Source organism: Pseudomonas sp. MF06569, from assembly GCF_059862735.1.
Map to the genome: position 1 here is coordinate 1 of NZ_JCBCUZ010000026.1, position 14,590 is coordinate 14,590.

15 protein-coding genes are annotated in these 14,590 nt (G+C 60.0%); 3 read left to right on the top strand and 12 right to left on the bottom strand.

All coding sequences use genetic code 11. From position 1 onward, the window contains the following. Nucleotides 1–12 precede the first annotated feature (12 nt). On the bottom strand, nt 13–387 hold the full coding sequence (locus AC19YQ_RS19860) for a tautomerase family protein (protein WP_500595745.1): 375 nt from the start codon (nt 385–387) through the stop codon (nt 13–15). 106 nt (nt 388–493) lie between these two features. Here AC19YQ_RS19860 and AC19YQ_RS19865 point away from each other — a divergent pair, with 106 nt between their 5' ends. Next, nucleotides 494–1,363, top strand: a complete 870-nt coding sequence (locus AC19YQ_RS19865) for a LysR substrate-binding domain-containing protein (protein WP_500595746.1) — start codon at nt 494–496, stop codon at nt 1,361–1,363. A 36-nt stretch (nt 1,364–1,399) separates the two neighbouring features. Here AC19YQ_RS19865 and AC19YQ_RS19870 read toward each other — a convergent pair whose 3' ends face one another. The 4 genes from AC19YQ_RS19870 to AC19YQ_RS19885 form a co-directional block, all read right to left on the bottom strand. After that, a complete protein-coding gene (locus AC19YQ_RS19870) occupies nt 1,400–1,921 on the bottom strand; it encodes a DUF2867 domain-containing protein (protein WP_500595747.1) in 522 nt (173 codons plus the stop codon). A 31-nt stretch (nt 1,922–1,952) separates the two neighbouring features. Then, complete coding sequence (locus AC19YQ_RS19875) at nt 1,953–2,348, bottom strand: GFA family protein (protein WP_500595748.1); 396 nt, start codon at nt 2,346–2,348, stop codon at nt 1,953–1,955. Nucleotides 2,349–2,853: 505 nt separating this feature from the next. Then, nucleotides 2,854–3,930 carry a collagen-like triple helix repeat-containing protein gene (locus AC19YQ_RS19880; RefSeq protein ID WP_500595749.1) on the bottom strand — a complete coding sequence of 359 codons (1,077 nt, stop codon included), beginning with the start codon at nt 3,928–3,930 and terminating at the stop codon, nt 2,854–2,856. Nucleotides 3,931–4,272: 342 nt separating this feature from the next. Next, on the bottom strand, nt 4,273–5,118 hold the full coding sequence (locus AC19YQ_RS19885; protein WP_500595750.1) for an SDR family NAD(P)-dependent oxidoreductase: 846 nt from the start codon (nt 5,116–5,118) through the stop codon (nt 4,273–4,275). A gap of 194 nt (nt 5,119–5,312) precedes the next feature. Between AC19YQ_RS19885 and AC19YQ_RS19890 the strand changes: the two genes are divergently transcribed. Beyond that, nucleotides 5,313–6,224, top strand: a complete 912-nt coding sequence (locus AC19YQ_RS19890; protein ID WP_133079275.1) for a LysR substrate-binding domain-containing protein — start codon at nt 5,313–5,315, stop codon at nt 6,222–6,224. On the opposite strand, the gene AC19YQ_RS19895 is transcribed toward AC19YQ_RS19890, so the two are convergent. The 4 genes from AC19YQ_RS19895 to AC19YQ_RS19910 form a co-directional block, all read right to left on the bottom strand. Then, nucleotides 6,221–9,058 carry a TonB-dependent receptor gene (locus AC19YQ_RS19895; RefSeq protein WP_500595751.1) on the bottom strand — a complete coding sequence of 946 codons (2,838 nt, stop codon included), beginning with the start codon at nt 9,056–9,058 and terminating at the stop codon, nt 6,221–6,223. The two genes, AC19YQ_RS19890 and AC19YQ_RS19895, sit on opposite strands and share 4 nt — an antisense overlap. 97 nt (nt 9,059–9,155) lie before the next feature. Next, on the bottom strand, nt 9,156–10,121 hold the full coding sequence (locus AC19YQ_RS19900; protein ID WP_500595752.1) for a FecR domain-containing protein: 966 nt from the start codon (nt 10,119–10,121) through the stop codon (nt 9,156–9,158). Beyond that, nucleotides 10,118–10,624 (bottom strand): sigma-70 family RNA polymerase sigma factor, encoded by a 507-nt coding sequence (locus tag AC19YQ_RS19905; protein WP_500595753.1) that lies wholly within the window; start codon nt 10,622–10,624, stop codon nt 10,118–10,120. Before AC19YQ_RS19905 ends, AC19YQ_RS19900 begins: the two co-directional genes overlap by 4 nt. A 134-nt stretch (nt 10,625–10,758) precedes the next feature. Further along, the gene (locus AC19YQ_RS19910) at nt 10,759–11,367 is read right to left on the bottom strand and encodes a LysE family translocator (RefSeq protein WP_500595754.1); all 609 of its coding nucleotides are present in this window, start codon (nt 11,365–11,367) and stop codon (nt 10,759–10,761) included. 66 nt (nt 11,368–11,433) lie between these two features. Between AC19YQ_RS19910 and AC19YQ_RS19915 the strand changes: the two genes are divergently transcribed. Then, nucleotides 11,434–12,357, top strand: coding sequence for a LysR family transcriptional regulator (locus tag AC19YQ_RS19915; protein ID WP_500595755.1), 924 nt, complete (start codon nt 11,434–11,436; stop codon nt 12,355–12,357). Between the two features lie 16 nt (nt 12,358–12,373). On the opposite strand, the gene AC19YQ_RS19920 is transcribed toward AC19YQ_RS19915, so the two are convergent. From AC19YQ_RS19920 to AC19YQ_RS19930, 3 genes are all read right to left on the bottom strand, one after another. Then, the gene (locus AC19YQ_RS19920) at nt 12,374–13,069 is read right to left on the bottom strand and encodes a tRNA (adenine(22)-N(1))-methyltransferase (RefSeq protein WP_500595756.1); all 696 of its coding nucleotides are present in this window, start codon (nt 13,067–13,069) and stop codon (nt 12,374–12,376) included. A 491-nt stretch (nt 13,070–13,560) separates the two neighbouring features. After that, complete coding sequence (locus tag AC19YQ_RS19925; protein WP_500595757.1) at nt 13,561–13,869, bottom strand: AzlD family protein; 309 nt, start codon at nt 13,867–13,869, stop codon at nt 13,561–13,563. Beyond that, nucleotides 13,866–14,576 (bottom strand): AzlC family ABC transporter permease, encoded by a 711-nt coding sequence (locus tag AC19YQ_RS19930; protein ID WP_133079267.1) that lies wholly within the window; start codon nt 14,574–14,576, stop codon nt 13,866–13,868. Before AC19YQ_RS19930 ends, AC19YQ_RS19925 begins: the two co-directional genes overlap by 4 nt. Nucleotides 14,577–14,590: the final 14 nt, after the last annotated feature.

The window sequence follows — 14,590 nt, forward strand, 5'->3', positions numbered from 1 at the left end:
CCTCAGCATTGTTCAGTTGCCCCGCCCGCCCCCGAATGACCAGACCTCGGCCTCTGTGGTGGTCACGATCACCATGACATCCTCAGGGTCCAGGCCGGTGGCACGGTTCAGTTTGGTGACCAGGTCTTGATAAAAGCGCTGCTTGGTCAGTGTCGAACGCGGGCGCCCTGCCGTTATGGCAATCAAGACAAAGTCATGACTGCGCGGCCCGCCGAGGTAGCCCGGATCGAAAATCAGCTCGCCTGCTTCATGCTGGTCAATGACCTGGAACCGGTCAGCCAACGGCACCTCGAAACTCTCGACCAACGCATCGTGCAACCCCTGTGAAAGGGCCCGCAAATACTCGGCAGACTTGCCCCGGTGCAACGAGATACGTGCAAACGGCATGGCGCATTGCTCCTGTGAAGTGATGACCGAAGAAATCTATCAAGTCGCAACCATTGGGAATATCAGATTAAATGACGCCCATCGTTCCAAAATTGTGGATGATCAAATGCGACGCCCTGTCTTCGACCTCGATGTACTGCGCACCTTCGTGACCGGCGTGGAGCTCAACAGTTTTTCCAAGGCGGCAGGCCGCCTGGGCCGTTCGACCTCTGCCGTGAGCGCACAACTCAAGAAACTTGAAGAGCAGATCGGCACGCCCGTCCTGCTCAAATCCGGCCGGGGCCTGGCACTGACGCCAATGGGCGAATCCTTGCTGACTCATGCCCGTCGGCTACTGGAACTCAACGACAGCATTTTCCAGACGCTGAATGAACACCAGACGCCAGAAACTGTGCGCCTCGGGCTTCAGGAAGACTTTGGCGAGCACTTTCTAAGCGACATTTTGCGCCGGTTCGCCATGAGCTATCCCCTGGTAAACCTGGAAGTCAGGATCGCGCGCAATGCCCAGCTGCTGGCCCTGATGGACAGCGACGGGCTTGACCTGGCACTGGCCTGGGACACCGGGCAGCCATCCGCCTGTGCTACGCGCCTGGGTGAAACGCAAATGCACTGGATCGGGTCCCGGGACACACCGGCCCGCTACATGCCTGGCGACGCGCCACTGCCCTTGATCCTGTTCGATGCCCCATGCGTCATGCGCAGCGCGGCGATCAAGGCGCTGGATGAAGCAAAAATTGCCTGGCGGATTGCACTGACCAGCCCTGGCGTGGGGGGGATCTGGGCGGCCGTTGCCGCCGGACTGGGAGTGACCCTGCGCACCCGCATCGGGTTGCCGAGTCATCTCGCGATTATTCGCGGGTTACCCGCGGTTCCGACCCTGGGGTATGTGCTGCATGCTGTGAATGAGCACCTCACGCCTGCAGCCAGGCTGCTGGCCGAACTGATAGAAACAAGCCTTCAAGAGCAAATGAGTTGATCCCCGGCTGAATGCAGCCTGTTGGCGCACCGGTGTTCAAGCCCTCTGTGCGAGTTTGCGTTTCACTTGCCTGAGGTAGCTGTTGACGATGAGCTTGTGCGCCGGGCCCACCGGCAACATGTAGAGACGGCCATAGGCGTTGTGGGTCACGACCGAGGATGTGACCACCAGCAGATGATCGGTGGTTATCGAGAGGCAAATCATCACATCCAGATGCCGGTCACGTTCGGTCAGCACCAGCATCTGGGGAGCACTGTGCTCCACCAGAAAAAAATCCAGATAGTCGCCCTCTTGCACGGCCTCTCGCCGGGTGCCGGAGAAACCACCGATGCGCTTCACGCCAAACAGGGAGGAAATGGCATCCCGGGTCCGGAAAGCCAGGCGCATGGGAAGCCCCTGTTCGGCCGTCATGAGGTTCCAGGCTTCAAGCGCCGTGATGGGTGCAGGTAGCTGGACCGATCTGCTGTCGTGGTAATCAAGTTCAGACACTTCTCGAAGCGTGCGAACAGGTGATGTGAAAGCCAAAGCCTGCCTCCTGGATACTGAATGAAATTCCATTTTTCAAACGCCCGGGCACATCAAAACAACCTCAGCGCCCCGGCTGCCATTGCGGGTGCATCGCAAGATGCTCATGGTTGAGCCATGGAGCGTCATGATCAACCCAAATGTGATATTGCACACGCACCCCCGGGTCCTCGTCCAGCGTTGCGACACGAACAATCACAGCCGGTGCTGCGGTTCGCTCTGCCACAAGGTGAGAGCCGCACAGCGAGCAAAAGCGACGCAATTTCCCGGGGGAAGACTCGTAACTGCTCAGGTGTTCCTGCCCCTTCGTCCAGCGAAAGTGCTCACGCAAAACACCCGCAGTGGTCACGAACGCTGCCGCATGGGTTTTGCGGCACGAGTGACAATGGCAGTGGCTCATCGGCATGTCGATACTGTCAATTTCATACCCGACGGCCCCGCAGGCACAGCTTCCTTTCATTGGATATTTCCTTGTTGATGAGGGTGATACGGTGACCTTCAATAACCTAAAGCAGACGTGTATCGGCCACAACCCTAACGCGCGCGCCCGTCTAAAGGCGTCAGCGGTCTCCTCTCGCTTTATGCGCGTTCGATCAGGCTCATGTGCTTTACACACTGGCCATCCGGGAAACGGAGTCTGACGTGAACTCAGGGATTGTGACATTTGCCACGTGTGGCTATGCCGTTATCAAGGATCTGATCGGGGGAGCAGGAACTCGTCCGGGAGAGGATACCGCTTCAACACATGAACGCAGGCAATGGCGGCACAGCCGTGGTGTCAGGTTCACACCTGCATGCCGGGACCGCCATCGTCACCGCGCTTACTCCCGACGTTCCGGCCGCGGGATGCCTGGCGTTGCACTCAGGCACATTGCACGGTAGCTCACCCAATCGCACCTCAGGGCCCACGCGAGCGAAGCCATGGGGCTGTCGTCTCGCGAAGACTTCCTGGAGAGGGTCAATGCCTAGTTTTTCTTGCCCAGGTTGCCCAGACCGCCGAGCAAGCCGCCAAGACCGCCCAAGCCTCCGGTGGTAGTGCCTGCACCCGCAGTGCCGGTGTTTACCTGACCACCTGTCGAGGCCGTTGCCCCGCCCAGACCGCCCAGGCCACCCAGCAAGCCACCATTGCCGCCCAGACCCAGCAAGCCACCCAGGCCGCCCGTGTTTGTACCGGTGCCTGCACCTGCTGGCGGATTGACGTAACCGCCGGATTTATCCAGCACGCCGCCCACACCACCCAGCACACCCCCGACCAGGTTTGTTACCGGGTTTTTGCCTGTATCCGCCACTTTGTCACCGAGCCCCCCTACCACGCCGCCAACCTGTTTCAGCAAACCGTCCACTGGCTTGCCCAAACCGGTTGTTGTACCCACCTTGCCCGTTACGTTCTCGACCAGTGAAATCACTGGCACTACGACTTTGTCATTCACGCCGCCAGTCGCCTTGCCCAGTTGACCGCTGGTGACGTTGGTCGTCAGCGTATTGCCGAGCATGGTGACGGTGGTGCCGACCTTGTTCACCAGACCACCTGTGGTGTCAGTGACCTTGCCCACAACGCCCCCCACGAGCGGAATCTGGCTGATCGGTGTGTTATCGACCAAACCGCTGACACCCGTGCCCAGTGACGAAACACCCTTGCCGACGTCGCTGACCCCGTTGGTGACACCGGCCACGGTGATACCCAGCGAGTTTTTATCAGTGCCCAGGGACCCCAGGCCATTGGTCACGCCGTCGGTAATGGACGTCACGGCGTCACCGGTGTGAACCACCAGCCCACCGGCTGCGCCGACCACTGGAACTTTGGTCAGGGTAGTGCCCACATCACTGACCAGTACACCGACACCGCCCAGTCCGGTACCCACTTCATTGGCGACCTGGCCTGTCACCAACGGCGTAGTCGTGGTGGTGGTGACAGGAGGCGTAGTGTTTGTGGTATTGATGGTGGTCTTGGAGCCACCTCCACCGCTGCTGCAACCCGCCAGGCCGGCGGTCATTACCAAAAATAGAGCGGTGCTCGTTTTCAACCATGGTTGAGTGTTCATCATCAACTCCCTTGAACTTGCTGTGCTTAAGTTCGAAGGCCCCCTGTTCTGATATCAAGGGACATTCCATCCGTAAGGACATAACAACTCCATAGGCTTCAACACACAATTCACAACTTGGTATTAACACTCTATATAGCACCGCCGCGACCCAACTTAAGGACTAATACTCAAGTTGTAATAACCGCTTATAACGCCACGAACATCAACCTGCACAAGGGTTTTATCCGTGCCCTGCTCCCTACCCCATACTTAAGTTATAGGCACAATTAACAGTCCTTCTGCTCACTTGAAACATGGGTCTTCAAGTCCGATGTTCCTCAAAGATTGCGGGCAAACAACTCAGCACTCCTTGATCTGGTCCCACAACCGGGCAACCTGCTCGGCGCTGGAGGCTTTGACCCGAGCCAGATCGAGGGGATAGTCGACCCCCGGGTTCTCGACACATCGCGTCGCGGTGAACTGGCCATTGCTGGCCCGTAGAATGTAGCCCGTGTCCTGGCACAACGGCGAAGCCAGAAACATCACGCCGGGAGTGACCCATTCAGGTTTCAAGTTGTCCGGCTCGCCACTCACGCCCCACATACGGGTCTTGGCCACCGGCGATACGGCGTTGACCAGGATGCCATCGGCCGCACCTTCCATGCTCAGTGCATTCATGATCACAAGCTGAGCCATCTTGCCCGCGGCATAGGCCGTCAGCCCCGGCTGCGCATACTGCTGATACATGGCGCGGTCCGAAGACGTCAGCACCACCCGTGCAGCTGCAGAGTGCCTGAGGTATTTCCAGGCATGCTTGCAGAGCCAGATCGGGCTGTAGATGTTTATATCCAGCGCCCGCTGAATAAACGCCGGTTGGGTTTCTTCGATCGACTGATAACCAACCCAGCCCGCGTTGTGGATCACAATATCCAGTTGCCCGAACCCATTGATGGCCGTCTCGATCAATTGCCGACACCCCTGCTCGCCAGCCAGGTCGCCATGATGGCCGATCACGCTGAATCCCTCGGCTGCAAGTGTTCGGGCGGCATCGAGGGCAACGGCGGCATCCGTGCCTGCACCCGTCTTGTCTGCGCCACTGTCACTGATCACGACATTGGCACCCAACCTTGCCAACTCACGTGCATAACTCAAACCCAGCCCACGGCCAGCACCCGTTACAACGGCGGTTTTTCCGGAAAAGTTCATGGGTAGTTCCTCGTGTTTATCACCTCACCTTATCAATCGGACTGGAAGTTGTTTAATACTAAACAGGCAATCAGTTGATACGCTGCGCCTATCACGCGGCCTCTTTAAAGCCGATGAGTAATCAAGCCTTCTATATCATTAATTGTTACCCTGCTCCGGCAACAGTGATCAATTCAAATCAAGGAACGCTGGAAATGATCGAAACCCGACTGCTCAGGCAGTTCATCGCGGTGGCTGAAGAGCTGCACTTTCATAAAGCTGCAATTCGCCTGCATATAGCCCAACCGCCCCTGAGCCAGGCCATTAATCGCCTGGAAGGCAAACTGGGTTTCAGCCTGTTCACCCGCAACAAGCGCGAGGTCAAACTGACACCCGCAGGCACTGTCTTTTTGCAGGCCGCCTATCAAACACTCAAGGCGCTGGAACGGGGGATTGAACACGCTCGCCAGGTGTCCGAAGGCATTGCGGGCACCCTCACGGTGACTGCCGTCTCCATCGCGTACTACGAGCCATTGCTCAGCACCCTCAGGCAGTTTCGCCAACGCTTTCCCGATGTCCAGCTGGTCATCCGGGAGATGCCCTCCTCCAGCCAGGCCAAGGCGATTCTGGCCGCAGAAGCCGATATCGCGTTCATGCGCAAACTGCCGCATTCGGCGCAGAACATCGAATCGCGCCTGTTGTTCGAGGAAGCCATCGTCATGGCGCTGCCCCTTGATCATCCAAAAGCGCAGTCAGGCCCGATCGAGCTTCGGGATTTTGCCGACGAAGACTTCGTGTTCACCCCCCAGGCCCTGGGCAGCGGCTATCACAACCAATTGATCGCCCTGTGCGAAGCCGCCGGTTTTTACCCCAGGGTGGTACAGGAAGCCGCGCAGATCCATACCCTGATCGGCCTGGTGAGTTGCGGTTTTGGCGTGGCGCTGGTGCCTGAGTCCATTGCAGGCTCGAACATGCGCGACAAGGTTGTGTTTCGCCCGATTCGCCCGGTGGCAGAATCTGCCAACCCTGCCATCGGGCTGTACATGAGCTGGCATGCCCACAACCCGTCACCGCTGATCAACCGTTTTATCGCCATGTTCGACAGCGCCAGCCAACGGGCCGACTAGAACGTGGTCTGCACACCCACGCGCAACGTACGCCCAGGCGCAGGCATGAAACTCTGGGCCAGCGGGTCGAGGTAATAGCGGTCAGTCAGGTTCTGCAACGACACATTGAGCTGCGTGTGGTCCTTGAGCTTGTAGTTGAGGAACAGATCAAACAGCGCCACTTGCTCATAGACCAGTTGCGGCGTGGTGGCACCGGTTTGCCATTCATTGTCGGCCTTGACCGTCGGGCCTGAGGTATAGGTCCCACGGCCGCCGACGGTGAGCGTCTGGTCAAAAAAACGCAGGCCCGTGGTCAGGTTTGCCGCAAAGCTTGGCGGGTTCTGGGTGTTGGAGTAAGAACCCATGAAGCTGCCCGGCGTGCAGTTCGGCGTTTTGCTCAAGTCCTGATAGGGGTTGGAGCTGGCTCGCAAGCGTGCCGCGAAGGTCGAGTCGCAGGTTTCGGTTTTCAGGTAGTAAGTGGACGAAAAATCTGCAAACACGCGACCCGCGTCGTAATGCGATTGCAACTCCAGGCCGCTGGTTTTGAAGCTGTCGGTATTGCTGAACTGCATCAGGCCCATCAACCCCGGGCTTGGATCGTAATAGCGGGTGATGTAGTTCTTGATGTTGGTATTGAAGTAGGCAAGCTTGATGGCCGCCGAGTCATTGTCCACCCACAGGCTTTTATGCAGCGTGCTGGCACCGATCTCCCAGTTGCTTGAGCGCTCGGGCTTCAGGCCTTTGCCGGGCATGGTCTGCAAGACGCCCTGACTGGTTTCAAACAGCGAAGGCATGCGCAGGCCCTGGGTGTATGAGGCATAGAAGAACGTGTCCGGCGCCAGTTCGACGTTGAAACCAATGGCAGGCGCAAAAGCACCGCCGCTGTCGCTTTGTTTACCGGAGTACGCGTAACCGCTGACCACCTCGCCAACCTGGGACGGATAGACCGTCGACTCGGTAGCGCCGAAGTCGTTGTAGCGCGTGCCCTCGAAAGGGAAGTTGGTGTTGTTGAACACGATACCGTTGTTCAACCGCGGGTCCGTGGCGTCGGTGTACTGGCCGTTCTGATCCGGGAACCACATCATGTTGCCGTAGCTCTGCGGGCTAAAGACCCTCAGGTACCTCAACTCGCGCTCCTCGCGCAGCGCCGTCGAGTGGGCAACGTGATCCTTGGTGCGGTAATAGGTATAACGACCGCCCCCCCAGAGCGTCAGCCTGTCGACCGGCTGGTACTCCAGCTTGCTGTGCAGGCTGAACTCCTGCCGGGAGCCATCGCGCAGGCTGCGGTTGGCATTGATGTCATCCTGATTGGTGACCACGCCTTTCTGCGGGCGCAGTTCCTCGACCTGGAACCCGCTGCCCACATCCAGCTTCAGATCGCCGTAGCGCGTAGTGAACCGCGAGGTATTGGCCAGGTCGCCGCCAATGCGCCGGTCGGCCTGTCGGGTCCAGTTGCGATCCGAGCGATAACGCTGTGAAGCCGGCGCCAGCACCGACGTCAGGTTGCTGGTTTGAGCGTCCGTCATCCACAGGCTGGCCGTCAGGTCCACCAACGGATTGGCGTCTGGCAGGTAATTGTAGCGGGCGGTATAGGTGTCGATTTTCGTGTGGCTCAGGGGGTACTGGTAGATGCCCCCGGTGCCAAACCGGAAAATATCCGAAGGCATGATCTCGCCAATATGGCCGTCGTACCGCCTGAAACCCAACTCCAGCGTATGGTCGTCGGCCGGGCGAATGGTGGTTTTGATCAGGTACGAGTCGGTCTCTGCCGATGAGTTGAGCACCTCTTCACCGGGGTTGTACGTCGTGGCGACCGTCATGTTCTCGCGCCCATAACGGTTAAACGTGCGGTAGCGGTCCTGACCCTTCTTGCCAGCGAAATAGTTGCCCTGATTGCGATGCGCGTACGCTGCCACCACATCGAAGTAGTCGTGGGTCCAGGCAAACGCGGCACTGCCGGACTGGGCCTCTGAACCAAACAGGCCGCCACGGTCCTGGTGCGGTTCGGAGTAGAGAGTCTCAGTGGCCGAATGGCCGTCACGGGAGGCGGGAGCAACGCCGTTGTTCCACACATCGCCTTTGAGGCGCAGGCCAACGGTTTGACCGTCACGCAAAATGTCGTCTACGCCGATGGTGCGCATCTTTACCGTGCCGCCGATGGCACTCGATGTCAGGCTCGGGCCTTTGTCGATGGTGATATCGCTGATCAGGTCAGGGTCAATGTAGCTGCGCTGCTGCGTACCGGCGTAGCCGCGGTACACATCTAGCGCCTGTTGCGAGCCATCGACCGTGACGGCTACCCGGCTTTGCCCCTGGATGCCACGAATGTTCACATCCAGGCCACCACCATTACGGCTGTCCCCTACCTGCACACCCGGTTGGCCCTTGAGTACATCGCCCACCGAGATCACGCCAAAACGTTGCATCTCTTCGCTGGAGATATACACGGTGGATCGAGGCGCCAGATAGACCTCTTCAAGGGCGGGATCTTCCCCTGTGACCTTCTGCGAGGGCAGCACGACCGCCCCTGCCCCCTGAAACAGTTCGACGCTGCCGTCCGCCCGGCGCTGATAGCTCAGGCCGGTGCCCGACAACAGTCGTGTCAGGCCCGCCTCGGTACTGAAGTCGCCCTGCAAGCCCTTGCTGCTCTTGCCCGCCGTCAGTGTCGAACTCCCGGCCATGCTGATTCGCGCCTGCACGCCGAAACGCGAAAGCACCTGATCCAGGGGGCCGGCATCGATATTGAAGTGCTGACGCTCATCAGCAGCGAAAACGGCTGCGCTGTAAAGCGGTTGCAGGCCCAGTAAAAGCAGGCCAAAGGTGCGGGCGCATAAAACACGTGCGGGGGAAATCATGCAGGGCTCCTGAAGGTGAAGGCCCACCTGTTTCGGTGGGTTACTCCTATAGGCCCCGCCAGTTTCGAAAAACTGTCGCGCAGAACGAAAAAATAATTCAGACCGCCACCACTGTGACCCAATAACGGGTCCGCCGCTCGATACGGACTGGCAATGCATGGGCGACCAGCGCCAGCGCCGCATCCGTGTCATCCAGCTGGAAACTGCCCGTCACGCGCAAGGCCGCCACCTGTTCGCTGCAGCGCAAAATACCGGGCCGATAGCGTGACAGCTCGGCCAGCAAAGCATCCAGGCGCATGCGCTCGGCCGGTAAAATGCCCCGCAGCCACGCCTGGGCCAGAAACACATCGGTGAGGCTTGCCGGATGAATGCCCCCGGCATCCACCCGCGTTCGCCAACCCGCCTCCAGCAACAATGGCGCCCGGTTGTAAGGCGAGTTCACCTGCACCAGGCCGCGCAACACCGTCACCTGAGTGCCCTGGCGATCATGGCGCACCAGCAGGCTGGCCCCACGGCCACGCAACACGGCATTGGGCGTGACCAACTGCACCGAACCTGATTCGGCCTGTGCATTCAGAGCCAGTTCGCCCTCGATCAACTGCACATGGCGCTGGTCTTCTCGCCACTCCACGTTGGCCGCACTGGCCGTGTTCAACCATAACGAAGTGCCGTCGGCCAGCCGCCACTGACGACGCTCGCCCGTTGTGGTGCGGTAAGTGGCCAGGGCTGTGCGCACCACGGTCGATTGCGCACCTTGCCAGGAAACCCCGCCAAACAGGCCCAGTGCCAACAAGCACTTGAGCAGCTGCCTGCGCTGCTGAGGGTGTGCCCCGGCTGACTCAAGCGCCCTGCGCGCTGTGGCATCGGATAAAAGCGTGGCCCCGGGCTGCAGCAACAGCGCCAGGCTACTGACGCGCTGCCAGGCACATTCGTGTTCAGCGCTCGCCTGACGCCATTGCTGCAAGGCCTGATGGTCAGCCGCCCCCATGAGCCCGGACTGCATGCGCACAATCCAGTCGATGGCCATATCCCGTACACGGGGATTTACAGAAACGCCGCTCATTCGAAACGGCTCGCGTAACAGACGCTGAAGGCCTTGCCCATGGCCCGCTGCACCTGGGCCACGCTCAGGCTCAACTGCGCGGCGATCTGCGGGTAGGTCAAGCCATCAAGCTGGGACATAAAGAAAATCTGCCGCACCCGGGCAGACAACCCGATCAACAGCGAATCGAGTTGCAGCAGGGTCTCGATCGTCAGGTAGCGGTCTTCGGGGGAAGGCTCCTCGCCTGCCGGTCGGGCAGCCAGCGCCTCAAGATAAGCCCGCTCGATTGCCTGGCGCCGCCAGCGGTTGATCAGCAGACCGTTGGCAATGGTTGCAAGAAACGCCATGGGCTGACGCAACGCCTGCGCATCGTGCTTTGAACGCAGTACACGGATAAACGTGTCGTGTGCCAGGTCCTCGGCATCGGCGCGATGCCCCAATCGCCGATGAAGCCAGCCCCGCAGCCAACCATGATGATTCGCATACAGCTGCTCGACGGGCGAGACGGTCCTGTCGTGAGACATGTGAGATTCGCTTGATGTTAATGATAATTCTTCTCATCTTATTATTTGTAACTGACTTTTGTACAGCGTCAGCTCTGATTCCGGGCTTCCCGTCAGGTGAAAAAAACACTTCAAGGAGAGGAAATTACCCCTGTTCAGCGTAGAACCGCGAGCAAGACCCCGAAGCCAACCAGCAGCCCACCGAAGGCGCGGTCGATCCAGTGACGCACGGCAAGCAAACGCCCCTGAACGGCCCCCGCCGAGAAACACAGCGCGACCAGAGCGAACCAGGCCATATGGGCCACTGCAATAAAGCCGCCATAGCCAATCTGCACGGCCAGCGGTGTGTCCGGTCGCACTACCTGCATAAACAGGCTGACGATAAACAGTGTGGTTTTAGGGTTGAGTGCATTGGTGAGAAAGCCCGTGCGCAGCGCCGCCAGATCCGACAACGGTGCCACCAGGCTTTCGGCTGACCCGCCGCCGGGTTTGGCACGCAACATCTTCACACCCAAATACATCAGGTAAACCGCGCCCACCAGCTTGATGGCGCTGAACACCCAGGGCGACTGCTGGATCAGCAGGCCCACACCCACCAGGGTGTAGGTCACATGCACCATCACCCCCAGGCCTATGCCCAGGGCGGTCAGCACCCCGGCGCGGCGCGACAGCATCAGACTGTTGCGCGTCACCATCGCAAAATCGGGCCCCGGACTGATGATGGCCAGCAGGGTTATTGTGATTACAGCTATCAATTCGGTCATGGCGTATCCTGTCGACTGTTAACGAACAGACGCCATGCTATTGGCACAAACTGCAGATGAATAACGATGATATCTGACAACAATAGTGAGTCTGACTCACCAACCAGTCATGGGCGTTTGCCTTCCCTTTTGGCCTTGCGTTGCTTTGAGGCCGCGGCACGCCAGGAGAACTTCAGTCGTGCCGCCAGCGAACTGCACCTGACCCCCGGCGCGGTCAGCCGCGCCGTGCGCCTGCTCGAAGACGAGCTGGGTGTGGAGCTGTTCGAGCGCCGCAGCCGCCGGGTGTTTCTCACCGATGCCGGCCGCGTGCTGGCCAAAGCGGTGGGCGATGGACTGGGGTTGATGGCCCAGGCCATCGACACACTGCGCGCCAACGCCCGCCAGAAACCGGCCTGGGTGCTGTCTTGCGAGCCTACGTTGCTGATGCGCTGGCTGATCCCGCGCTGGCCTGACTTCCAGGCCCGGCATCCGGAGATCAACGTACATCTGGTCGCGGGTGGAGGGCCGTTCAGCTTTGCAAGTGACATCGACCTGGCCATCCGCCGTGACGATTTCCCCTGGGCCGACAGTTATCACGCAGAGCCCTTGTTTGCGGAAAAAATCGGCCCGGTATGTCGCCCGGAAAAAGTTGCCCAGTGGTTTTGTGCAGAGGACGCCAGCCCGCAATTGCGGGCCGACGCACCCCGGCTGCACACGCGCACGCGGCCGGGGGCCTGGCATGAATGGGCCGCAGCGGCAGGCCTCGCCTGGCCTGAGACACCGGGGCAAACCTTCGAGCACTTCTATTTCAGCCTGCAGGCGGCCGTTGCTGGCCTGGGCGTGGCCATCGGCCCCTGGCATCTGGTGCGCGACGATCTGGAAAGCGGCGTACTGGCTGCGCCTGGGGGGTTCGTCGAGGACGGTTCGCGTTATTGCCTGCTTTCGCCCCAGCCGTTGATTGCCGATAGCCCTCAGGCACAGTTGCTGGCATGGCTGCGTACGAAAGCTTGAGATCAGCGGCCCGGGCCTAGGCCATCAATTGAGTGATCCACCGGGCCTGCCGGGCGATTTCCTGCACCTTGTCCTCGGGTACCGCCTGCCGCGCCTGGTCAAAGCTGGTCAGGACCTTCTGCTTCTGAAGCAGCATGCGTTGCCACTTGCCCAGAAACACAGGGCTGCGCGCCTGCATCTGCAGGGGTCCGAAATACAGCTCCTCGGCCGTATACAGCACCGGCCCGGCGCGCTCGGCGACGATGATTTCGTAGTAGAAGCCGTTTTCCTGCAACAGCTCTTCGCACAGGATCCTGTAGTGATTGTCCATCAGCCATTGGCGCAGAGGCTGCTCACCGCCATTGGGCTGCAGGATCAGCCGCTCCCGCCCGTTCAGCCGCGCCTTGCCGCTCTCAAGGATGTCGCGGATGGTCTCGCCACCCATGCCGCAGATACTGATCGCGGTGATCTCGTCTGCCGCCTCGATGGCCTCCAGACCATTGGCCTGGCGCACGGTGATCTGCTGTTCCAGGCCGTTGTCGCGCACAGTGCGTAGCGCCGCGTGAAACGGCGTCAACGCCACCTCGCCTGCCACCGCTGCCGCGATGGCACCACGGCGCATCAACGCCACCGGCAGATACCCATGGTCCGAACCGATATCGGCCAGGCGCGCACCGGCTGGCATATGGGCTGCCACGCGCTCAAGGCGCATGGACAATGTGTGTTCGTTCAACTTCAGTTCCTTTTAACCGCCAATACCCGGCACCCTGGACGTGGGTGCGGGCGGCACATGATGCTTGGTGAATTGGGCGGGGTAAAGCTGGGCTCCACAGCGTTTCAGATTCGTCGTCTAACCCGCGTGTAGTCGCTGACGAGTAGAACGAGGCTGCGATCGAGATGGTGCGCCACTGCGACGTAGCGGTCGCAAAACCGCAACACGCACAGTGCCTGATTAACCGTGCAAGCCGGTTTCACGACTGCTTCGCAGCCGGACGCAGCCTCGCACGGCTCGTCAGCGACTACAGGTTTCGGCACCCATCCCGCGTGTACCGCGTGTAGCCGCTGACGAGTAGAACGAGGCTGCGATCGAGATGGTGCGCCACTGCGACGTAGCGGTCGCAAAACCGCAACACGCGCAGTGCCTGATAAGCCGTGCAAGCCGACTTCACGACTGCTACGTCGCAGTGCTCAGCGGCTACAGAAGGCCGCGACACATGCGTGCTATCACAAATGCCTGAACACCGCCGCGGCAATCACGCCTGCCGCGATCGCGGGCAGGGGCTTCTTGAGCACCAGCATCACAACTGCCGTGGTCAGCAAGGCAAGGCGTGCTCCGTTGTCACCGTTAAGCGCCAGAGGCGCCAGCAGCGCGACCAGCACTGAGCCCGACATGGCGCTGATGAACTGTTGCACCCGGTAGTTGATGGGAACGAAGGACATCACGAAAACGCCCCCCAGGCGCGTGACCAACGTGACCACAGCCATGATCAGAATGATGATGAAGGTGCCGTAACCTGCGGTATCAATGCTCACTTTTTCTTCTCCATCCACACAGCGCCAAGCACGCCACCCGCCAGTGCCCCGACCACCACATGGCTGTTTTCAGGCAAGTACCGGTGCGCCAACAGTGACGAGACGGCTGCCACACCCCAGATCACCAGCATGCGCAGGTTCTTTTGCCCGCCGACCACCATGGCCAGCAGAAAGCAGCCCATCACCATGTCCAGCCCCAGACTGACCGGATCCTGGATGTCGCTGCCAAAGTACACGCCCAGCCAACTGCCCAGCACCCAGGCCGCCCACAGCGCAATGCCGCCGCCCAGGATCAGGCCGATGCCCGATTTGCCGCTGTTGAACGCTTGCATCGACATCGCCCAGTTGGCGTCCGATATCACCATCATCACCCCGTAGCGCTTGGCCGTAGGGAGCTCGCGCAGCCAGGGGTACAAGGTTGCCCCCATCAAAAGATGCCGGGCATTGATCGCAAACACTGTCACGATCAACGGAACAAGAGGTACCTGCGCACCCCAAAGGTCCAGCGCTGCGAACTGCGACGCACCGGCAAACACCAGGGTGCTCATGAGCAGGCTTGCCCCATCGTCCAGCCCCGTCTGAGCGGCAGCAAGCCCGAACGCAATGCCGAACACCACCACAAACATGGAAATGGGCAAAAGCTGTTTGAAGCCGTCCCAAACTTCGTTCCAATTCAGCTCGACCGAGCTTTTATCACCACTCAACAAGACATCACCTCATC